Here is a 22,254-nt window from a genome sequence, read left to right as displayed (position 1 = left end):
GTTTATATGACAGTAAAATTACAAGCTAGGCTTGATGGCACGCATGGTAATCAATCACTTAGGATGATTCACTGCAACTTGGCGGCTTTGCTGTTTTATTGCGCAAGTTGTCATTTGCCTGCCATCGCTTTTGCGCAAGCTAACGCCGTTAATATCGACAATCGAGGTTCCCGTGGTTTTGCCATCCGCCCAACATATCGAAAAAGAGCTCAGCTGGCTTAGCTTTAATGCTCGAGTGCTGCAAGAAGCCGCCGACGAGCAAACGCCATTGATTGAACGAGTGCGGTTTCTGGGGATCTTCTCCAACAACCAAGATGAGTTTTTTCGAGTCCGAGTCGCCGGTCTTAGGCGCCGCCTGATCATCGAGGAAGCTCGCGGCGGTGGCGAGAAAACCCGTACTTTGATGACCGACATCAATCGTCGCGTCAACGAACTGCAACAACAGTTTGATGAGATCTACCAGCGGCTGATCGTCGACTTAGCGCGGCGTAATATTTTTCTGGTGAGCGAGAACCAACTGTCCGAATCACACCAGCAATGGCTCAACCGCTATTTTCGCGAGAAGATCCGCCGCCATATCATCCCGATCCTGCTGGGGCCTAAATCGGCCATCGAACACCAACTGGAAGATGGCCTGACCTACCTGGTGGCAGAACTGCGCCACGGCGATAGCCTGCAATACGCCTTTATCCCTGTGCCGTCAGATAAAGTACCGCGCTTCGTCACCCTGCCCAGCGACGCCAGTCGCGGTCGCACAACGCTGATCTTACTGGATAACATCATTCGTCACTGCGTCCACGATCTGTTTGCTGGGATCTTCCAGTTCGACAGCGTGCGCTGTTACTCAATGAAGCTGACTCGCGACGCCGAATACGATCTCTCCAACGAAATCGACTCCAGCTTGCTAGAAAAGATGTCAGAGGGGTTAAAACAGCGACTCACCGCCGAACCGGTTCGACTGGTGTACGACCGCGAGATGCCACAAACCATGGTCGATATGCTGGTTGGTTGCCTTGGTGCCAGCAGCTATGACAGCGTTAGCGCCGGCGGCCGTTATCATAATTTTCGCGACTTTATCGCCTTTCCCAACCCCGGCCGCAAATACCTTGAACACAAGAAACTGGCGGGGATCAGCAGCGCCCAATTCAGCAACTACGCCACCGCCTTTGAGGCGATCAGCGCCAACGATATTTTGCTGCATTACCCCTATCACCGTTTCTCGCATCTGGTTGAATGGCTGCGCCAAGCCGCCTATGACCCGCAGGTACGAGCCATTAAATTGAATATCTACCGCGTCGCCAAACGTTCGCAGGTACTGGCCACCTTGATTGAAGCAGTAAAAAACGGCAAAGAGGTCACGGTGGTGGTGGAGTTAGCCGCCCGCTTTGATGAAGAGGCCAACATCGAATGGGCCAAGCTGCTAACCGACGCAGGAGTTAGAGTTAGCTTTGGCATTCCTTCGCTGAAGGTGCATTGCAAGCTGGCTTTGATCAGCCGTATCGAACAGGGCGAGATGGTCAATTATGCCCACGTTGGCACCGGCAACTTTAACGAGAAGACCGCCAAGATCTACACCGACTTGGCACTGTTCAGCAAAGATCCACAGATCACCGACGAAGTTGCCCAGGTGTTTGACTTTATCGAGCATCCCTACCGCCGGATTAAGCTCAACCATCTGCTGCTATCGCCGCTGGATGCCCGCCGCAAACTGTACCGGATGATCGATCGCGAAATCCAAAACCAACTGGCGGGCAAATCGGCGCAGATCATCTTGAAGGTAAATAACTTGGTTGATTCTGGCCTGATCAAGCGGCTGTACGATGCGTCGCGTAACGGCGTTAAGGTGCGCTTAATCGTGCGCGGTATGTGTTCGCTGGTGACCGACTTGCCGGAAAGCTCTGACAACATCGAAGCGATCTCGATCGTCGACCGCTTTCTGGAACACCCGCGAATCATGGTGTTTCACAACGATGGCGATCCCAAGGTGTTTATCAGCAGCGCCGACTGGATGACCCGCAATATCGATCAGCGGGTCGAAGTTGGCTGCCCGATCTATTGCCCGCGATTAAAACAGCAAATTTTGGATCTGCTGCAGATCCAACTGCAAGATACCCAAAAAGCGCGGCGGATCGATCGCCACCAAACTAATCCTTATGTCAGCCGCGGCAATCGCAAGAAACGCCGCAGTCAGATTGCCACCTACGATTACTTAGTGGCGCAAGAAGCGCAGCTTAAGGACAACAGTACGCTATGACGCAAGCGCAAGTGGGCGATGTTATCGCCGCCATCGATCTGGGTTCCAACAGTTTTCATCTAGCCATTGCGCGGGTGTTGGAAAATCGGGTACAGATGCTGCACCGCGTAAAACAGCGGGTGCAACTGGCCGAGGCAATGGATGCCAAAGGTAATCTGGCTGAGGCCGCCATGGCTCGCGGGCTAGAGTGTTTAACTCAATTTGCCCAGCACCTTGAGACCAGCAACATCAACCAAGTGCGGGTGGTTGCCACCTACGCCCTACGGCGCGCCCCCAACCGCCACAAATTCGTTAACCCCGCCCGTAAAATTCTCGGCACCGAGGTCGAGGTGATCGCCGGCAGCGAAGAGGCACGCTTGATCTTCACCGGCGTAGCGCAACAGATGGAGCTGGAAGGCGGTTCGCTGGTGATCGACATCGGTGGCGGCAGCACCGAATTGATCATTGGCCAAGGCCGCAGCGCCAAACTGCTGACCTCGCTGGATATGGGCTGCGTCAGCTATCACGACCAGTTCTTCGCGGACGGCAAGTTCAGTGGCAAACGCTTTGACAAGGCGATCACCGCGGCAGCGCAGCAACTGGAACCGTTGTTAGAGCGTTACTTGCGCCAAGGTTGGGATCAGGCGATTGGCTGTTCTGGCACCATCAAAGCCATTTGCCAACTGTGTGCCGATCCCAACCAGCCACAGCAGTTAACGCTGGCGCAGTTAGAACAACTAAAACAGCAGTTGATCGACAGTGGCGGCAACCAAAGCCCCCTGCTGAGCGATCTGCCGGAGAGTCGGCAAAAAGTGCTACCGGCGGGACTCGTCGTGCTGTTGGCCTGTTTTCGCACGCTGCAGATAGACCAGATGCAGTTTTGTGCTGCCGCCCTGCGCGAGGGGGTGATCATCGAGATGAGCGGCGATCAAGACCACGATTCGGTGTGCGCCGAAACCGTGGCAGCGATGGAGCGCCTACATCACGTTGACAGTGCCCACGGCCAACAGGTGGGCAGCAGTGCGCAAGCGCTGTTTGCCAGTTCGCCCTACCACAACCGCCAGCGAGCCCAGCTAGTCAACTGGGCAGGTCGGCTACTGGAGGTCGGTCTATCGATGAACTTTCGCGGCATGCACCGCCACAGCGGTTACATCCTCAGCAACAGCAATCTGCCAGGCTTTACCGTCGAGCAACAACAGTTGCTTGGTTGGCTTGGCCGCCATCACCGCAAACGCTTAGATGAGTGTCAAACCCCAGAGCTGCAGTTGGCCGACAGCGACGGCCTGCAGCATATGTTGGTGGCTGTGCGGCTGGCGGCGATGTGGCACTTAGGTCGGCGTAAACTGCCGTTGCCGACCATCAGTTGGCATCGTAATCAAGCCAGCGTGGCGCTGAGTCACGAAGCGCTTAACGAGCCACTGCTGATGGCCGATATTGAACGGGAGCAACAGTGGCTTGCCAGCATCGATTGGGCGCTAGAATTGCTGGCGAGCCCCTAAAACGACCAAGCCCCAACACAATTGCTGGGGCTTGGCATGCTAGCTGGATAAACGCTTAGTGGTGATGATGGCCGTGTTGACCATGGTCGTGGCTGCACTTAACGCTACGGCACAGGCGGTAGTTACGCCAGTGGGATGCCGCCAACACCGCCCCAGCAATCACGGTCGCCACTTTTTCACCATCGTGACCAAACAGGTCATGGCCGAAAAACGCCGAAATCACCAAACCGATCAAGCCAACCGCAATGCCGCCCAACACCAGTTTGTCTTTATGCTGACGGCAGCCCATAAACGCCGCAATCACACTGGATGGGATCACCACCCACAGCATCATCTGGTGAAAGCTGTGATCATGATGACCGTGGCCGTGCTCAGACACCGCTGCCAATGCCGGATACAACGCCAACACAATTGGCATCGCCGCACAGTGCACCGCACACACTAAAGATGCGCCGATGGAAAAACGATCGAGGAATTGTTGAGCAAATTGTTTCACGAAAGCGAACTCCAGCAGCAGGATGAGTGATAAGTATTCTCATTAATGGGAGACGGATTATATGCCCTTTCTAGCACGATGCAAGCCAGATTTTTTGCTAACCACTAACAGCCATATTACCGGGTAACTGGCCAATGCCAGCGGCACAAACCCCCATCAAGTTAACAGTTGCGGTCTAAGCTGATTGCGACCATCGGCAGAATCCTTCACTTTATCGTGACTCAGCGCAACATCAATTGCACGAGCTGACGCCCGATAACATCGTAACGATAGCGACCATCACCATGACCCAGTATGTAAACGAACCGTCTAACTACCAACTGCTGATCAAGAACTTGCTGTTTTCTCCGGTGGCATTTAATCCACAACAGGAGATCGTCTACGGCAATCACCGCCGTCACAGCTACCAAACCTTTCATGACCGAGTTAAGCAACTGGCGAATGTGCTGACCCAGATGGGGGTTAAAAAAGGCGATACCGTAGCGGTGATGGATTACGACTCCCATCGCTATCTGGAGTGTTACTTCGCTATCCCGATGCTCGGCGCCAAACTGCATATGATCAACGTCCGTCTGTCACCGGAGCAGATCCTCTACACCATCGATCACGCCGAAGATGACATTGTACTGATCCATGAAGAGTTTTTGCCGATTCTGGATCAGATCAAAGGCCGCATCGACACCGTTACCGATTACATCGTGCTGCGCGACAACGACCAGTGCCAATATGAGCAGCTGCTGGCGCAGCAACCGGCCGAATTTAACTTCCCTGAGTTTGACGAAAACACCATCGCCACCACTTTCTACACCACTGGCACCACCGGTTTACCGAAAGGGGTGTTCTTTACCCATCGGCAATTGGTGCTGCACACCTTAGGGATCTTAAGCTCCATCGGCACCAACGCGGTTCAAGGTCGTCTGCATCAAGGCGACATCTACATGCCAATCACACCGATGTTCCACGTACACGCCTGGGGTCTGCCGTACATGGCCACCATGCTAGGGGTAAAACAGGTCTATCCGGGCAAGTATGTGCCCGATACCCTACTGGGACTGATTGAGCAGGAAGGGGTCACTTTCTCTCACTGCGTGCCGACCATCTTGCACCTGCTGCTTAGCTCTCCAAAATCCCAAACCGTCGATTTTAGCCATTGGAAAGTGGTGATCGGCGGCGCCGCACTGCCCAAAGCCCTATGTAAAGCAGCCTTAGAGCGGGGCATCGACGTGTTTGCCGGCTACGGCATGAGTGAAACCGGGCCAATTCTCTCTTTGGTGCAACTGACCCAAGAGCACCTCGATATGGATCTCGACCAACAAGCGGAATACCGCGCCAAAACCGGCAAAAAAGTGGCGTTAGTCGAAGCCCATATTGTTGATGAGCAGATGAACCGACTGCCTCACGATGGCAGCCAGAGTGGCGAAATTGTGGTTCGAGCACCGTGGCTTACCCCGAGCTATCACAAAGACAATAAGAACTCGAAAGCGCTATGGCGTGGGGGTTACCTGCATACCGGTGATGTTGCCACCATCGATGGCGATGGTTTTATTAAGATCACCGACCGAGTTAAAGACATGATTAAGATCTCCGGTGAGTGGGTCAGCTCGCTGGAGCTCGAAGACATTTTGCATCAGCACCCAGCGGTGTCAGAAGCGGCGGTGATTGGCATGCCGCACAGCAAATGGGGCGAAGTGCCACTGGCATTGATCGCCGTTAAGGCAGACGCCACGGTGACCGAGAAAGAGTTGGTCAGCTTTGCCAAGGAGTTTATTAGCAAAGGGATCTTGGCCCGTGAAGCCCTGCTGCTGAAAGTCAAATTGGTGGACGCCATCGCCAAAACCAGCGTTGGCAAAGTCGACAAAAAAGAGCTGCGACGGTTGTACCCGCAATAACTCTGCCCTGCTAATCGTTGCCACAGCGCAGCCTAAAATAGCTGCGCTTTTTTTGTCCCGTTTACCCTTCGTATTTACCTCCGACTCAGTTACGCCAACAAGGTTAAGTAACAATCGCAATGCGCAATCTTTCGCCACCACTTCCTCAATGGCGTTGATTAAGTGCGCTGGTTAGCATTTTTCTTATCGATGACTGCCGCATTCCTGCGGGATCTGTTACCACCTAGGCAGCACTTAATGACGTAACAAGGAACTGCTGCTCAATGTGCCTCTCTATCCCCTCTGAAGTGGTTGAACTTCATCCAGATGATCGCGTTACCGTGGATACGCTTGGGGTCAAACGGCAAGTCAGTAGCCAGCTGATTGCCGAGCCACTGGCCATCGGCGACTACGTGCTGCTGCATGTGGGTTTTGCCATGAACAAAATCGATAAAGCGACCGCCCTTGAAACCTTGACGCTGCTAAAACAGCTGGAGAGCGCCAATGAGTGATGCGCCACTGACCCTACAGCAGCTTTATCAAGGCTATCGCGATCCCGCTACTATCGCACTACTGGCGAAACAGATCGCCGCCTTGGCCGCCCAGCTTCCCAAGCCATTGCGGATCATGGAGGTCTGTGGCGGCCACACCCACGCCATTATGAAATTTGGCCTGCCGCAACTGTTGCCCAGCAATATTCAATTTGTCCATGGCCCCGGTTGTCCGGTGTGTGTGATGCCCAAAGAGCGCATCGACCAAGCCATCGCCCTTGCTCAGCAGCCCGATGTGATTCTGGCGACCTTAGGCGACATGATCCGGGTGCCCGGCTCACACACCAGCTTGGCCAAACTGCGCGGCCAAGGCGCCGATATTCGCGCCCTCTACGACCCCTTAGATGCACTGACCATCGCCCAAGACAACCCCAGCAAAACCGTGGTGTTCTTTGCCATCGGTTTTGAAACCACCGCACCAATGAGCGCCGTACTGCTGCAACAAGCCGACGCCCTTGGCATCGACAACCTGTTGCTGCACTGCAATCACGTGTTGGTGCCACCGGCGATTGATGCGGTGATGGCCGACGGCCAAGCGGCCATCAATGCCTTTATCGGCCCATCCCACGTATCGGTGATCACCGGAGCCCAGATCTATCAAGCCGCCGTCGATAGCTACCGGATCCCGCTGGTGGTCACCGGCTTTGAACCGGTGGATCTGCTGGAAGGGGTGCTGATGCTGGTCAAACAAGCAATCGCCGGTGAAGCCAAACTGGAGATCCAATATCGCCGCTCGGTCACCACCGAGGGTAACCTTAAAGCGCAGCAGCTGGTGGCCGATTGTTTTGACACCGCCGACAAGTTTCGCTGGCGCGGACTTGGCGATATCGCCGCCTCAGCGCTGCAGCTAAAACCGCATCTGGCCCATCGTGATGCCGAGCAACGGTTCGCCGATGTGCTGCCAACCGAGCCGATTGAAGATCATAAAGCCTGCCTGTGCGGCAACATCTTAAAAGGCCTAAACAGCCCGAACCAATGCAAAGTATTTGGCCGCGGCTGCACCCCGCAAACCCCAATGGGCAGCTGCATGGTCAGCTCTGAAGGCGCCTGTCACGCCCACTACAAATACGCCGGAGTCACTCTATGAAAGCGCAGCAACGATGCATTGAATTAAGCCACGGCGGCGGTGGGGTCGAGATGAGTCAGCTGATCCACAAGCTGTTCTTTAAATATCTGGGCAACGATATTTTGCTGCGGGATGAAGACGCGGCCCGGCTGCAATTTAATGGCCCAGTGGCCTTTACCACCGACAGCTTTACCGTCAGCCCACGCACCTTTAACGGCGGCGATCTCGGTAAAATTGCCATCGCTGGCACCGTGAACGATCTGGCGATGGCTGGCGCCAAACCGCAGTATCTTTCTTGCGGTTTTATCATCGAAGAGGGGCTGCCATTTGCCGAGCTGGAACAGCTGGTGCAATCGATGGCCAGCGAACTGGCCAAATCCGGTGCCAAAATCGTCTGCGGCGACACCAAAGTGGTCCCCAAAGGCGCCGCCGATGGCCTGTTTATCAACACCTCGGGGATTGGTGAATGCTTAGCGGCGCCCTCTTGGCAACAGCTGCAAGTGGGCGATCAGATCTTGGTTTCCCGCGATATCGGCTGCCACGGCGCCTGCATTCTGGCCAGCCGCGAAGGCTTAACTTTAGAAACCGAACTGGCTTCCGATTGCGACACCCTGTGGCCAGCGGTAAACGCCCTACTTGAGGCCGGCATCGACTGCAAAGCGATGCGCGATGCCACCCGTGGCGGTCTCGCAGCGGTGCTGAATGAGTGGGCCAGTGGCCGTGAATTGGGCATCGAAGTGACCGAGCAAGCGCTGCCTATCGCTCCGGCAGTGCAAGGGCTGTGTGAACTGTTCGGCTTTGAGCCGGCGGAGCTGGCCAACGAAGGCACCTTTGTGTTGGCAGTCAGCGCCGACCAAGCCGAGCAAGCCCTCGCGGTCCTCAAGCAGTTCCACACCAGTGCCGCCATCATCGGCCAGATCAGCGACAGCCATCACGGCAAAGTGGTGCAAACCAGCCCGTGGGGCTCCAAGCGCTATATGGAGCTGCCTAAAGGCGAACTGCTGCCGCGGATCTGTTAGGAATAACTCTCCCAAAAACCAAAAGCGCGGAACTCAGGTTCCGCGCTTTTTTATGCCACTCATTTTAAACCACTTAGACCACTCCTATTAGAGCACTCTTATTCGGGCAAAGTGGCGCTGTGGCTTACTTTGCCGCTTTGCGCTGTAACCAGTCCAGCCACAGCTCCATCCCCTCACCGGAGGTGGCAGAGAGGCAGATAACCTCAATGTTGGGGTTAACCTTACGAGCGTTGGCGATGCACTGCTCCAGATCGAACTGCAGGTATGGCAGCAGATCGATCTTATTGACCAGCATCAGCTCGGCAGCAGCAAACATCTCTGGGTACTTCAGCGGCTTATCTTCGCCTTCGGTCACCGACAGGATCGCCACTTTGGCGTGTTCACCCAGATCAAAGGCGGCCGGACACACCAGATTGCCGACGTTTTCAATAAACAGAATGCCACCGGGCTTCAGGCTTAAATGGTGGTAAGCCTGATGCACCATCGCCGCATCCAAGTGGCAGCCCTTACCGGTATTGACCTGAATCGCGTTAACGCCGGTGGCGCGAATGCGCTCAGCGTCGTTCGCGGTCTCTTGATCGCCCTCGATCACCGCCAGCTCAGTGGTCTCTTTTAAGCGCAGCAGGGTTTCGGTCAAGGTGGTGGTTTTGCCGGAGCCTGGGCTCGAGACCAGATTCAATACCAATACTTGGTCGTCGATAAAATGGCTGCGGTTATGGGCGGCAATCTCGTTGTTTTTACCAAGGATATCTTGCTCGATCTGAATCATCCGCTGTTGCGACATCCCCGGCGCATGGGCGTGCGCTGGGCCCTTGCCGTAGTGCAAATCTTGCTGCTGTTGTTCCGGCTCAAAATGCTCGTGCTGATGGTCATGACCGTGATGATGACCGTGTTGATGATCATGATCATGATGGTGATGGTCGTGATCGCCATGATGGTGGCCATGATCATGGTCATGCTGGTGCGGATGAGCATGGTCGTGACCATGACCGTGTTGCGGCGGCGCGCCCAGCACATGGTAATGGACGTGATGATGAACATCGCCGCTATGGTGATAATGGTGATGGATCACGGTCGCCACCGGCTCAGCCGGCTGTTGGCCGTGATGATGGTGGCCATGATCGTCGTGGTGGTGATCGTGATGATGGCGGTGCTCGCCTTCAATCCGGGTTTGACCCTCGGCACAGCCGCAAACGGTACACATTATTCGGTTAACTCCAATGATTTAACTTGCATCTGATTGCCATCGATCACCGTCAACTGGTGACCCTGACAGCGGGGACAAGCGTCCCCCTTTTGTTTGATTGGCACTTGGGCGCCGCAGGGAAAGCAAAAGGCGCTACCGGGCACCAACTGATAAACCAAGGTGGCGCCCTCGGCGGCGGTGCCGCGAGCGACCACCTCGAAGCCAAATTCCAGCGCCGGGATCTCAATGGCGGCTAACTCGCCGAGGGTTAAGATCACCTCCTTAACCTTGCTGCCCTTGGCTAATTGCTGACGTTCAATGATCTGGATGATCCCCTCGGCCAATGACATCTCATGCATCGGATGGCTCCTCGGTAACGGTAATTTCGATATCAACGCAGGGTGCGTGTGACTGCAGCCACAGGGTCAAACCCAGTCGTGACTGCGGGCAATCGTGGTAGGGCGTGCCAAGCAAGCTTTGGCTTATACTGGCCAGTAGTCCCTCGGTTGGGATCTGAATTTGATAATGATCGGCAACGCCGCTGTGCCAGTGGCAACGATGAACCAAGGTACCTCGGGCGGCGGCGATCGTGCCCGCGCCAAGCAATGGCGATTGACCCGCCGCCGGCTGCAGAAGCCACTGCGCCGCTTGCCAGCACTCTTGCCATAACCCGGCAAACCGAGCGGCGATGGTCAGTTGCGACGGTGGCTGACGCACGGCGGCGCCGGATTCAAACCGCGCCATGCAGGCGTGTTCGGTGACAAACTGCGCGGCCCAAGGGGATTCGATAATCGCTTGCTGTAGCGGTTGGTACACCAACTGTTGCCAGCGCGCTTGCCACGGCAGCAGATCCGCCAGTGGCGCCGCGCTCGCCCGAACACCGCACTGATAGCGGTTTGGTGCCAATTGTTGGCGCAGCGACGCCAGTTGCTGCCGCCACTGCGCCAACAACAACATCCGCTGCTCACAGGCGGGCAACAACAGTTGCGCACTGCGCCACAGTTGCCAACTGTGCTCGCTGACCCATTCCAACCACAGCGCTTGCGCGCGAGCGTCGTGCGTCGCGCCATTGACCGCGGTATCGGGTTCCACTAATGACAGCGCCGCCCACCGGTGCGCCTCGGCACATTGGCTATAAACCAGTTGCAGCCGCTGGCTGATTTCGGTGTAGTTGCGGCCATTTAACAAGCTCGCCAGCGGCGGCAGCTGTAACTGTGATTGGCAGTGGCTAATGCGCCCATGCTTGGTGGTCAGTCGCAGTTGCCCTTGGGTGGGGCTGCTGCCCGTTAACGCTTGATTCATCGACTAAGACTCATCGGTTAGATCGCATTGCCGAGCCCACGCCACGGCCGCTTGGCCAATGGCGATGCCACCATCGTTAGCGGGGATCTCACTGTGCACCAAGGCGCTTAAACCCAGTTGCTGCAAGCCATCAACCAATAGCATTAATAGCAGTTGGTTTTGCATCACCCCACCGGATAGTGCCACTTGGGTCACCGCCAGTGGCCGAGCGTGCTTAGCAACCATGGTTAACAGTAGTGCCGCCAAATGTTGATGGAACTGTAACGCCACCTCGGCGGCAGAAACTTGGCGTTCGATCGCAGTCAGCATTGCTGTCCAAAGTGATTGTAATGAGATGGGATCTGACGCTGCTAATGGCGGCATCGTGTGCTGCTTTGCTGGCAACGCTTGCCACGCCAGTGCTTCCACCGCCAGCGCCGCTTCCCCTTCAAAGCTGATGGCGTCAAACTTATCGGTCAGCAGCGCGGCCACCGCATCAAACAACCGGCCAGCGCTGGAGGCGCGCGGGCTGTTGATCCCCGCCGCAATGCCTTGGCGCAGAGTCGCCAATGGCTTTTGCTGCAACCGTTCTAAAGCGCTGATGCCCCGCTGTTGCCAATCCGGCACCGCCGCATCTAAGTGCACCAACAAATTACGCCACGGCTGCCGTGCCGCCAACTCGCCGCCAGCCAGCGGCAGCGCCGGCAAGCCGGTAAGATGGCGAACTTGGCGATAATCACCGTACAGCAGCTCGCCGCCCCACAGTTGGTGATCAGTACCAATGCCGCCCCAACCGAGACCATCAAGCACCAGCCCCAGCACCGGCGCCGTCGTCAGCGGGATCTGGTTGTCAACCAAACACGCCGCCAGATGGGCATGATGATGATCAACGGTTTGCGGCTCCCCCTGTTCGGTGGCAATGCCGTGGCTGATGTAGTTGGGGTGGCTATCGCAGGCTGTCAGATCGGCTGTTACCGCGAACAGCTTGGCGAACAGTTGCAAGTTGTCTTGGTAACTTTGCCGCAGTTGCAGATCCGCCAAATCCCCCAAGTGCGGCGACAGCAGCGCTTGGCCTTGTTTTAGGTAGCAAAAGGTATTTTTCAGATCAGCGCCATAAGCCAATAAGTTGTCCGCCGCGGCAAACCCCGCCGGCAACGAAATTGGCGTTGGCACCAAACCTCGGGCACGGCGCAGCACGCTGACATTGACCCGCCCCTGCAATGAGTCGACACGTACAATCGAATCATCAACCCGATTGACGATGGCGCGATCGTGCAGCAGCAACCAGTCGGCGATCTCGCCCAGTTCGCTGATGGCACTGGCGTCATCAATGCAGGGTGGCTTACCAGACGCGTTGCCGGAGGTCATCACCAACGGCGTATCAAAGTAGCTCAGCAGCAGATGTTGCAGCGGATTAGACGGTAACATCATCCCTAACACATGCAGATCTGGGGCGACCGCCGCCGCGATCGGCGCTCGGCCACCATCGCGGCGACGCAACAACACGATCGGCGCCGCGCCGCTTTGCAGTTGCTGCTGCTCCGCTTTGCTGATTTTGACGTAGCGCTGCATTATCGTCAGATCCGCCGCCATCAAGGCGAAGGGCTTAGCGGGTCGATGCTTACGTTGCCGCAAGCGCATCACCGCCTGCTGATTGCAGCCATCAACCACCAGATGAAAACCACCCAGTCCTTTGACCGCGACAATTTCGCCCCGCTTCAGCGCCGCTACGGTTTGCACCAATGCCTGCTGACCACTGGCGTCGATGCGACCAGAGTTGTGGCGCAACTGTAAGGTGGGGCCACACACCGAACAGGCGTTGGGCTGGGCGTGAAACCGACGGTCAGCAGGATAATCATATTCCTGTTGGCAATCGGCACACAGTGGAAAGGCCGCCATCGAGGTGTGTGGCCGATCGTAGGGCACATCTTGAATAATCGAGTAGCGCGGACCGCAATGGGTGCAGTTGGTAAAGGGGTATTGATAACGGCGATTGCTGGGTTCGAACAACTCATGCCGACACTGCTCGCAGGTGGCGGTGTCCGGCGCAATACGGGTATTGGTGTTGCCGGCAACCGAGGCGGTGATAACAAACTGGTCTGGGTAGCTTGCTTGCAGCCATGGTTCGATATCGGTGCTATCGATCCGTGCCAGTGGTGGCAGTTGTTCCAACATCAAAGTTAAGAACTGATAAGCACTTTGCGGCGGTGACAACTTGATCAACACCCCTTCGGCGTCATTCAACACCTCGCCGCCGACCTGCAGTTGCTGTGCCAATTGCCAAATAAAAGGACGAAAGCCAACCCCTTGAACTTGGCCACGAACGCGGATCTGGGCACCCGGTTGAGTTACCGTCATGATTACGCCTCTCCCCGTTCCATTTTGGCGACAATCTCCTGATACAGCGCCAAGCTGTCCAAGGCCGCAGCGCTGTCCATCTTATTTAGGGCAAAGCCATTGTTAATCAGTATGTAATCGCCAATGGCTAAAGGTTCTAACACCATCGCTACGCTGATTTGCCGAACTCGCCCTAAGGTATCGATGGTGGCGACTTCATTGTCGCAGTCCAGTTCAATGATTTTCGATGGGATGGCAAAGCACATAACTCACTCCTTTGAATCCGTGCCCTAGTGGCAGAACAGCGCGCCCAGCGCCAAGTTGTTGCCGGCGATATCCAGCGGCTGTGGCAGGCTTAATTTAATGTTGCGAGCCAAGCGCAACCGCAGTTGTTGCAATAAAATCGGGTTATCAAACTCATCCCCGGCCAGCACCAACCCCGAGAGGCCGATGTCGGCATCCAGCCGTTCGATCCAGTTACCAACAAAATCGGCGAACGAGTCGATCACCCCAAAAGCGACCCCAGCGGCGCCATCGGGATCAGCCAAGCGATAGCTGATGGCGGCTTGCAGCGCTGGCAGGAAGTCCACTTCAGCGGCGTCTTCACCTTTGCGTAGACGGAAATCGATGCGTGGTGCTTTCAGTTGATTGTGGCCGAGAGCGCTGGCCAATAACGCTTCCGCCGCGATCTGCACATCGTGGCCGCCGTCCAGCTCCCACAACCACGCCACCATCGCCATGATGCCGCTCAGGTTGCCACGGGGACGGCGATGGTTGGTGGCGGTCAACTGTGCCAGCCAGTCACCGTGCTTGGCCTGAAAACGTTCGATAAGGCGTTCAGCACTGGCGCTGCTGCTCGCCAGCGCCGTAAGCCGATCCGCCGGGTTGGCATCTTGATAATCCAGCTTCACCAACCACTGAATTTGCCCTTGGCGGTCTTTGTAGATCACCCCAGATTGGTGCTGGCGGCTGAGGTACAGCACTGCGGTGCTGTCATCAAAGCGCTGTTGCTGCTGCATCGCTTGCAGGGCGTATTCGGCGGCTTTGGTTGGCTCAACCGGTTTGCTGATATCACAGCGGGTCAACTTGACTTTGTCATTGTGGTAGCAGGCGCGGTAATGGCCGACGTGAGCGCTGTACTGCTGCGGTTCGCGCACCGCCAGCGGGGTTAACGCCGGATCCCCCGCCAACGCCGCTGGGCCATTGAGCCACTGGGCAATCAGCAGCGGCTGATAATCGCACTCGACCGCCACCGCCACCACGCCACGCTCGGCCAGCCGTAAGGCCAGTTGATGGGCGATACGATCATCCGCCAAATGACAGTTGTAGAGTGGCCGCGGCAGTTGATGTTGCTGGCTAAACGCTGGCCGAGGTTGCAATCGCAGTTGCGGCTTTTCGATGCCACTAAGTCGCAGCACCCCGTCGTTATCGATGTACAAGGCTTGATTCAAGTCTTTGCCATTGCAGAACATCAGTTGCTGGTGTTCGGCGGTGATCTGTGACAGCGCCACCACGGTGCGACGGCCGCGATGATTGCGATAGCTGGCGCGGCCAACCTCAACAAAATCCGCCACTAAGGCGTCGATATCGACCACCGCATCTGCCGGTGTGCCGCAGTGCCGACAGTCTTCGGTTGGCTTATCCAAACAGTGGCGACAATAAGCGATGTCACTGTACTGGTATGGCAGCTCTTGCGCTTCGCCACTGAACTGCTCGATGGCTTCAGTGCTGGTGCCGGTTGACCAACACGACAGCGGCAAGGTCGCGGCCAACAGATCCGCCAGTTGCTCTAGCTGCGGCTGCTCGCCTTCGGCTTCAATGGCATAGCCTTGGTCGTTATGGCGGATGGCTTTAACGTTGGGATGTTGTAGAAACTGGTTACAGAGACGGGCGTAATGAGCCACCGGACGGGCGGTAGCAAAGTTAAATCGTAGCTTCATCGACGGTTATTACTCGCGGTTTTGCAACCATTTCGGGCAAAGGTGGCGCCCTTCACAGGCGCCGTCCATTGCAGTGGCCAAGCCTCTACACCGACGCGTACGCGATCGCTTGCAGCTGAGGTTCAGCCTGTTGTTCACAAGTCACCCCGAGCGACGCCAGATGGTCAATGAGGGTGCGTTCCATGTAAGGCACAGCGTTTTGCACCGCGTCGGTTAGCTCGAAGCTCATCGCTTCCAGCACCTGCGGGATCACCCCTAGGATGTAGGTGGTTGGCCGGTCGCCAACCATGTCCATCATCTCGAGGGTGTGCAGCATCTCGACCTCATGGGCACTGCCCTGAAAATCGATATGGTGCGGTACCTGGTCGAAGTTAAAGAAGAAGGCATCACCCACTTTGCCGCTATTGGAGTTAACCGTATCGGCGATGATCACATGATCATGTTGGGCAATGATGGGAATTAGGGCTTGGGCCAGGGTGCCACCGTCGACGAATTCCACCGACGGGGCGCCACTGAGGCGGTACTTCTGTTGGAAGTATTTGACAAAATGTACGCCGATGCCTTCATCGGCGTACAGGACATTGCCAATCCCAAGGATCAGGATCTTTTGTGGCATAAGCGCGGCTTAGTCCTCTTTTTTGGGCTTAATCGGGTGGTAGTCGTAACCAGAGATGATCGAATCCACCGAGTTATGGCGGAAGCGGATCCCTGACCAGATGGCCATGTAAACGTGCACCACCATGAATATCACAAACACCCAAGTGAGGATGTGGTGCACTTCGCGCACCGGCGCCAGACCACCAAAGGCCACCACAATCATGTCTGCAGCAGGCTTTAACAAGCCGCCCAGACCGTCGTGGTAAACGTTGGCGTGTAGCGCAATCCCGGTCACACACATCACCACAATCACCAGCGTTAACGCCAGGTAGGTCATGTATTGCAGCGGGCCGTACACCCCTTTCTTGTGAAGCTTGCCAATCCATACGTAGCTAAGCAACTGCTTGACCCAGCTGTTTGGACTAACCACATCCCCCCAAGAGCGACGTTCAACGTCACTTTTGGAGAAGAAGTACAGGTAAGCCCGCGCTACGGTGATGGCACACAACACAAAACCAAACACCAAATGAGCAAAACGGAACCAGCCTTGCTGCAGGTTGTCGCTGCCCCCATACGGAGTCAGAAACGGCCAAGCGATGTAGAAGCCGGTGATCACCAGCACCACAATCGCCAGCGCCCGCAACCAGTGCATAATTCGGATCGCCGGACTAAAGACATAGTCTCTTGAATGCGGCAGATGGTCGGTTTGCGGCATCATAGCGAACCTCCTTTAAGCACTAGGGTTGATGGTGAACTCACCCAGATCAGTGCCTTTGAAGTCCATCACGTGAACTGCACAGGCCATGCAAGGATCGAACGAGTGAATCACGCGGATCACTTCCAACGGCTTGGTTGGATCCGCCAGTTTCATGCCGACAAGCGCCAGCTCATAAGGGCCTTTCTTGCCGTTGGCGTCCATTGGACCGGCGTTCCAAGTAGTTGGTACCACCGCTTGGTAGTTCTCCACCACCCCACCTTTGATCCGCACCCAGTGGCTAAGCATGCCTCGTGGCGCCTCGATCATCGCGTGGCCTTTGTACTCTTTGGCATCATCCATCTGTGGATCGACCCAAGTCGCTTCGTCGGCCAACAAGTTGGTGATCAGCGCGTCCAAGGTTTCCATCGCCGAATCGGCCACCAACACGGTTTGCAGCAAACGGGCGGCGGTACGACCTAAGGTGGTAAACAGCGCTTCCAGCGGCAGTCCGGTGGTTTGCAGCAAGCCATCAACGGCTGCCACAACCCGTGGATTACCCTTGGCATAGTTCACCAGCAAACAGGCCAGCGGCCCCACTTCCACCGGTTCGTCGTCGTAACGTGGCGACTTAACCCAAGTGTACTTGCCGGTTTCATCCAAGGTTGGCAGCGGCCCGTAAACGGTGTCACGCTCTTTAAAGCCGGTGTAGTTGGGCTCGGTGGTGCCATCGTATGGGTGCTGCGCGCCGGGGGCGTCGTACCAGGCGTGGGTAACGTCCTCTTTGATCTTATCGGCGTTGATCTCCTGCACATTGCTCAGATCGCCGTTTAAGATCACCCCGCCTTCAAACAGGTAGTTACCGTTGCCCAAGGCAAAGTCGCGGGTCGCCATAAAGCTCTTGACGCCAACGCCGCCAAGGACGCTGCCTTCGCTCTTAAAGGCTTCCGCCGCCATCAGTACATCTGGCAGGTAAGCGCGAGTGATAAAGTCGTTAACGATGCTGTGCTTGTACTTAAACTCTTGCAAACGCGCCGGTGATAGCGCATCGCGAACACAGGTAACGCCACCAACCACCAGCGATTGTGGGTGTGGCATCTTGCCGCCGAAGATCGCCATCATCTCAGCGGCAACTCGCTGCACTTCCAACGCTTTAAGGTAGTGCGATACCGCAATCAGGTTCTGCTCTGGCGACAGTTTGTACGTTGGGTTGCCCCAGTAAGCGTTGGCGAACGGCCCTAACTTACCGGTGGAAACCAACTTCGCCACACGTTCTTGGGCGGCGCGCAAGTCACCCTCGCCCGCCGCGATAGGCTTATCGCTGTATTGCAGTGCTACCGCCGCGGCTTTAGCCGGATCGGCGCTCAACGCAGAAACCACGTCAACCCAGTCCAGCGCATGCAGGTGGTAGAAGTGCACCACGTGGTCGTGCATATACAGCGCTTGCTGCATCAGGGTACGCAGCAATTCGGCGTTTTTCGGAATTTTCACGCCCAAGGCGTTTTCCACCGCTTCAATACCGGCACGGTAGTGGGAATAGGTACAAACCCCACAGATCCGCTGCACCAACAAACCAGCGTCCATTGGTGTGCGCCCCTTCATGATGGTTTCAATACCACGCCACAAGGTGGAAGAGGACCACGCATCGGTAATGACATTGTTCTCGTCAACTTCGACCTCAACCCGCAGGTGCCCTTCAATACGGGTGATCGGGTCAACAACTACGCGCTTACTCATCGGTTAGCCTCTTCTTTTTTCTCTACAACAACGCTGGCTACGGCGTGAGCACCTAGGCCCAACGCAGTCAGTCCGAGGATGGCACCGCCAACGTAATCGGCGGTTTGATCTAAGCTGTGCAACTCGCGACGACCCAATGGCTTTTCGAAGTCAGCCATGGTGTCCCAGAAGTCCGGCTCGGAGCAGCCGATGCAGCCGTGACCAGCCAATACTGGCCAGGAAACGTGGTGGTTAAAGCGCTCAGTTGGGCAGTTGTTGTAGGCGTAAGGCCCCTTACAACCCACCTTGTATAGGCAATAGCCCTCTTTGGCGCCGTCATCACCGAAGGTTTCAACAAACTCCCCGGCATCAAAGCGACCGCGACGCTCACAGTTATCGTGTACCCGTGCGCCGTAGGCCCACTTCGGACGACCGAACATATCCAGCGCAGGCGCACGGCCAAACATGATGAAATACATCACGGTGCCGACGATGTTCTTTTCACTTGGTGGACAGCCGCCTAGGTTGATCACCGGCTGAGAGATCACCTTATCAACACCTTTGGCGGCGGTTGGGTTTGGCGCTGCGGCCTGAACCCCACCGTAGGCGGCACAGGTGCCGACCGAAACGATGGCAGCAGCCCCAGCAGCGGCATCTTTGATGATGTGCAAACCGGTGTGGCCTTTACAGCCAACGGTTAGGAAGCTGCCGTTATTGGCGGTCGGCACTGCCCCTTCAACCGCCAAAATGTATTGGCCTTTGTAAGTCTTAAGGGCGTGTTCGAGGTTTTCTTCCGCTTGCCAGCCAGATGCGGCCATCAGCGTTTCATGGTATTCCAGCGACACGTAATCGAAGATCAGCGCATCAATGCTTGGGGTATCGGCACGGATCAGCGATTCCGAACAGCCGGTACATTCGGCAAGGTGCAACCAGATCAATGGGACGCGGTCGGCCACTTCGGCAGCTTCGGCAACCATCGGCGCAAACTGCAGCGGCAATCCCAACGCAGCGGCGGTGGTAGCGCTCCATTTCATGAAGTCGCGGCGGCTGACGCCCCCCTCTTCCATGCGCGTGTCTAAAGATTTTTGTTTTTGTGGGGCTTGCGCTTTTAACTCAGCAATTCGAGTACGGGCGGTTACCAACAGGGCATCGTAATTAGCCAAAATCAATCCTCCAGAGTTGGCTGTAATCGATTAACGCTTGGAGAGACACCACCAACCAATGGCTGCTACCGCAATCGCGACAACCCATGGCAGCAGATCAGCAGCGTGGTGAAACAACCCCATACCACCATGCCCTGGGTGCGCTAGGGCCAATGATGGAGCGGTTGCCAACGCCAATGTGACAATCTTGTTATGCATATCTACCTCTTCGTTAAGTAATCCATTACGCGCATTGGGCGCGTCGACCATAAATCCTTTTTAACGAATTGAGCGCTGACGATTGCTTTTAGGTGGTATACCTTGCCGACCCCATTAACCGCTGCAAATGGCCCACTTCGTTACCAATGAAATTGCATTCAGTTTGGCTGTTTCACTGGCCTTATTTGAATATCTGTTCTGCGACTGCCATTTTTATATTGAATTTCATCAACCTTTAAAACCAAACTCGCAGCATAAACATCGCCATTTTGATTTAAATCAATTTAACCAAATACCCTTGGACAGTTAGTCGCACTCACCTAAATAATGAGCTCAGTGTCACAATTGAATTCACTTCATGACTTAGTTTATTTAATAAAAGGAAAGATTTTTTACTCAACTGTCCGCCAGCCAAGGCTATTAACGACGAGCTGATTTAATTTGGCGAAACCAAAACTGCGACATTATGACCAGTAAAATCAGCCAAAAACATATTTGCTACATATCGCCAACAACTAATTCTTAAAGTGACACCCACCTTTCTGGCGATTGTCTGATACTCATCTACGCTTAAGTTTTCACTTATCGGGGAATCGCCATGCCACGGGCCCGCAAACATCAAGTCAGTCTGCAAGATACGCCCTACTACCACTGCATTAGCCGCTGCGTCCGGCGGTCATTTTTGTGTGGCACCGACCACTACAGCGGTAAGAGCTACGAACACCGCCGTGGCTGGGTTGAACAACGGCTGTTGGCGTTAACCAAAACCTTTGCCATTGAGGTCTGCGCCTATGCGGTGATGAGCAACCATACCCATGTAGTGCTGTGCGTGAATGCCAAACAAGCACAGGATTGGGATGCGTTGGCGGTACTGGAACGCTGGCACCAGCTATTCGCAGGTACCCGATTAACCCAGCTGTATTGTGTCAAAGCGGAACGTGAATCATTGACCAGTGCTGAGTTACACACGGTTGAACGGCTGGTGGCGCTGTATCGAGAAAGACTCACCAACATCAGTTGGTTTATGCGGGCGCTTAATGAATACATCGCCCGTGAAGCCAACAAAGAGGACGGCTGCACCGGTAGATTTTGGGAAGGACGCTTTAAGTCGCAAGCCTTGTTGGATGAGCAAGCGGTGCTGTCGTGCATGGCCTACGTTGACCTAAATCCAATTCGAGCAAAACTGGCCAAAACGCCGGAGCAATCGGACTTTACCAGCGTACGTCTACGCATCAAGGCTGCTTTAAAAGGCAAGCAACCAGAACCACTTAAAGCCTTTGATGGCGATGCCAACAGCCTTGAGAAACTGCCGTGTCAGCTAAATCAATATTTGGATTTAATTGAGTTTACCGGCCGAGCCATTAGCAAAGGTACAACCGGCGCCATTCCGGCTAGCGTTGCTCCACTATTAGAGCGATTGGCGATAGATAGCGACAGTTGGCTCGAACTATCACAAGAATTTGAATACCAATTTAGTCACTTGGCCGGACGGCTAAGCAGCCTACAAAGGTGCCGGCAAACCGACCTCTGTCAGCGCATACGTGGCAGTAGTAACGCCAGACGACTATTTGGCTAACCTGCCTCCTGTCGTATTCGCCCCAGCAATAACCCTTTCATACTTGGGTAGCCGATTTGCGCGTCGGTGGCCGAAAACTTTGCTCATCTTCCATCAATACAGCCCTTTTCCGGCTGCTAACGCCACCAAAATAAGTTCCTACTAAAGAGACAACTAAAACATGCCACCTCAAATATGCGGATCTGCGATCAAATGGCAGCTTTTATCATGGGTGTCTTTTTAAAGATCTTTATCATGGGTGTCTTTTTAAAGATATTTTGAGACCTTTTTATAGCTTTTTAGCCAGCACAAAAATGAAGTTTGCGGTGGTTGATAACCGCCGATAAACCTCTGGGCTTCGCTGTTTTAACCGCTCGGTTGGTGTGCCCTCTTGCAGATCGATGATCGCCAAGCCGTTGCTGGTTAATGCTGTTATTTGTTCAGTTAATGAACGACGATAAAAACTTACGGAAACCGGTACACCGACGGTATCCCATTCATCGGTTAGCTGTCAGGTCCCCGGTGATTGATGGGCTTCACACGAAAGAGTTCCGGTGAAGTTTGATAGTACCCCTTTAGTCGTTCAATTGGAGGGGTATGACCAAGCGCTTTTTGCGGTATGTGGTGATTATAAACGTGGGCATATCTGAGCAGGGTTGCTTCTAAATCCGCTCGGCAATCAAATCGGGTGGCTTTAAGTATTTCTGACACCCGACCATTAAAACGTTCCACCATGCCATTGGTCTGCGGCTTTCCTGGCGAGATAAGCCGATGTTCAATTTGTTGCTCGGTGCACTCTAAATCGAATTCGTGCTTACCTGTTGGCTGCCGCTGCCCAGTAGCGCAAAAACGGTC

Annotated in this window: 20 protein-coding genes; 7 read left to right on the top strand and 13 right to left on the bottom strand. The window is 55.2% G+C overall.

Features of this window, described 5'->3' with window-relative positions; all coding sequences use genetic code 11:
* Positions 1 to 172 precede the first annotated feature (172 nt).
* Both ppk1 and ppx read left to right on the top strand, forming a co-directional pair.
* A complete protein-coding gene (ppk1, locus tag G506_RS0100110; RefSeq protein WP_028115097.1) occupies positions 173 to 2,254 on the top strand; it encodes a polyphosphate kinase 1 in 2,082 nt (693 codons plus the stop codon).
* A complete protein-coding gene (gene ppx / locus G506_RS0100105; RefSeq protein ID WP_028115096.1) occupies positions 2,251 to 3,732 on the top strand; it encodes an exopolyphosphatase in 1,482 nt (493 codons plus the stop codon). The genes ppk1 and ppx overlap by 4 nt, the downstream gene beginning before the upstream one ends.
* 55 nt (positions 3,733 to 3,787) lie before the next feature.
* Here the strand turns inward: ppx and G506_RS18250 are convergent, their stop codons facing one another.
* Positions 3,788 to 4,228 carry a MerC domain-containing protein gene (locus tag G506_RS18250; protein WP_051201771.1) on the bottom strand — a complete coding sequence of 147 codons (441 nt, stop codon included), beginning with the start codon at positions 4,226 to 4,228 and terminating at the stop codon, positions 3,788 to 3,790.
* Positions 4,229 to 4,512: 284 nt separating this feature from the next.
* On the opposite strand from G506_RS18250, the gene G506_RS0100095 reads away from it, so the two are divergent.
* The 4 genes from G506_RS0100095 (at position 4,513) to hypE (ending at position 8,732) form a co-directional block, all read left to right on the top strand.
* Entirely contained in the window at positions 4,513 to 6,117 is a 1,605-nt protein-coding gene (locus G506_RS0100095) for a long-chain fatty acid--CoA ligase (RefSeq protein ID WP_028115095.1), read from the top strand.
* A gap of 263 nt (positions 6,118 to 6,380) precedes the next feature.
* Positions 6,381 to 6,608 (top strand): HypC/HybG/HupF family hydrogenase formation chaperone, encoded by a 228-nt coding sequence (locus G506_RS0100090; RefSeq protein ID WP_028115094.1) that lies wholly within the window; start codon positions 6,381 to 6,383, stop codon positions 6,606 to 6,608.
* A complete protein-coding gene (gene hypD, locus G506_RS0100085; protein WP_028115093.1) occupies positions 6,601 to 7,734 on the top strand; it encodes a hydrogenase formation protein HypD in 1,134 nt (377 codons plus the stop codon). The genes G506_RS0100090 and hypD overlap by 8 nt, the downstream gene beginning before the upstream one ends.
* Entirely contained in the window at positions 7,731 to 8,732 is a 1,002-nt protein-coding gene (gene hypE, locus G506_RS0100080) for a hydrogenase expression/formation protein HypE (RefSeq protein ID WP_035386857.1), read from the top strand. Before hypD ends, hypE begins: the two co-directional genes overlap by 4 nt.
* A gap of 124 nt (positions 8,733 to 8,856) precedes the next feature.
* Here hypE and hypB read toward each other — a convergent pair whose 3' ends face one another.
* The 11 genes from hypB to G506_RS20995 all read right to left on the bottom strand — a co-directional run bounded on the left by hypB (position 8,857) and on the right by G506_RS20995 (position 19,844).
* Positions 8,857 to 9,936 (bottom strand): hydrogenase nickel incorporation protein HypB, encoded by a 1,080-nt coding sequence (hypB, locus tag G506_RS0100075; protein WP_028115091.1) that lies wholly within the window; start codon positions 9,934 to 9,936, stop codon positions 8,857 to 8,859.
* The gene (gene hypA, locus G506_RS0100070) at positions 9,936 to 10,277 is read right to left on the bottom strand and encodes a hydrogenase maturation nickel metallochaperone HypA (RefSeq protein WP_028115090.1); all 342 of its coding nucleotides are present in this window, start codon (positions 10,275 to 10,277) and stop codon (positions 9,936 to 9,938) included. Before hypA ends, hypB begins: the two co-directional genes overlap by 1 nt.
* Complete coding sequence (locus G506_RS0100065; protein ID WP_028115089.1) at positions 10,270 to 11,220, bottom strand: hypothetical protein; 951 nt, start codon at positions 11,218 to 11,220, stop codon at positions 10,270 to 10,272. Before G506_RS0100065 ends, hypA begins: the two co-directional genes overlap by 8 nt.
* 3 nt (positions 11,221 to 11,223) lie before the next feature.
* On the bottom strand, positions 11,224 to 13,557 hold the full coding sequence (gene hypF / locus G506_RS0100060; RefSeq protein ID WP_035386856.1) for a carbamoyltransferase HypF: 2,334 nt from the start codon (positions 13,555 to 13,557) through the stop codon (positions 11,224 to 11,226).
* Positions 13,558 to 13,559: 2 nt separating this feature from the next.
* The gene (locus G506_RS0100055) at positions 13,560 to 13,802 is read right to left on the bottom strand and encodes a HypC/HybG/HupF family hydrogenase formation chaperone (protein WP_028115087.1); all 243 of its coding nucleotides are present in this window, start codon (positions 13,800 to 13,802) and stop codon (positions 13,560 to 13,562) included.
* A 24-nt stretch (positions 13,803 to 13,826) separates the two neighbouring features.
* Positions 13,827 to 15,476 (bottom strand): hypothetical protein, encoded by a 1,650-nt coding sequence (locus tag G506_RS0100050; RefSeq protein ID WP_028115086.1) that lies wholly within the window; start codon positions 15,474 to 15,476, stop codon positions 13,827 to 13,829.
* 85 nt (positions 15,477 to 15,561) lie between these two features.
* Entirely contained in the window at positions 15,562 to 16,092 is a 531-nt protein-coding gene (locus tag G506_RS0100045; RefSeq protein WP_028115085.1) for a HyaD/HybD family hydrogenase maturation endopeptidase, read from the bottom strand.
* A 9-nt stretch (positions 16,093 to 16,101) separates the two neighbouring features.
* On the bottom strand, positions 16,102 to 16,791 hold the full coding sequence (gene cybH, locus G506_RS0100040; RefSeq protein ID WP_240473363.1) for a Ni/Fe-hydrogenase, b-type cytochrome subunit: 690 nt from the start codon (positions 16,789 to 16,791) through the stop codon (positions 16,102 to 16,104).
* Positions 16,792 to 16,803: 12 nt separating this feature from the next.
* Positions 16,804 to 18,504, bottom strand: a complete 1,701-nt coding sequence (locus tag G506_RS0100035; protein WP_028115083.1) for a nickel-dependent hydrogenase large subunit — start codon at positions 18,502 to 18,504, stop codon at positions 16,804 to 16,806.
* Positions 18,501 to 19,604, bottom strand: coding sequence for a hydrogenase small subunit (locus G506_RS0100030; RefSeq protein ID WP_420806067.1), 1,104 nt, complete (start codon positions 19,602 to 19,604; stop codon positions 18,501 to 18,503). Before G506_RS0100030 ends, G506_RS0100035 begins: the two co-directional genes overlap by 4 nt.
* Positions 19,605 to 19,676: 72 nt before the next feature.
* Positions 19,677 to 19,844 (bottom strand): hypothetical protein, encoded by a 168-nt coding sequence (locus tag G506_RS20995; protein ID WP_169628052.1) that lies wholly within the window; start codon positions 19,842 to 19,844, stop codon positions 19,677 to 19,679.
* 598 nt (positions 19,845 to 20,442) lie between these two features.
* Between G506_RS20995 and G506_RS0100015 the strand changes: the two genes are divergently transcribed.
* Positions 20,443 to 21,420, top strand: a complete 978-nt coding sequence (locus G506_RS0100015; RefSeq protein WP_028115080.1) for a transposase — start codon at positions 20,443 to 20,445, stop codon at positions 21,418 to 21,420.
* A 483-nt stretch (positions 21,421 to 21,903) separates the two neighbouring features.
* Here G506_RS0100015 and G506_RS0100005 read toward each other — a convergent pair.
* The coding region (locus tag G506_RS0100005) for an integrase core domain-containing protein (protein ID WP_028115079.1) at positions 21,904 to 22,254 on the bottom strand (351 nt) is incomplete at its 5' end.

It is taken from the genome of Ferrimonas senticii DSM 18821 (assembly GCF_000422665.1).
In the GTDB taxonomy this organism is placed as follows: Bacteria; Pseudomonadota; Gammaproteobacteria; order Enterobacterales; family Shewanellaceae; genus Ferrimonas; species Ferrimonas senticii.
Note: the sequence above shows the minus strand (reverse complement) of the source record. Positions and strands in the feature narration are given on the sequence as shown.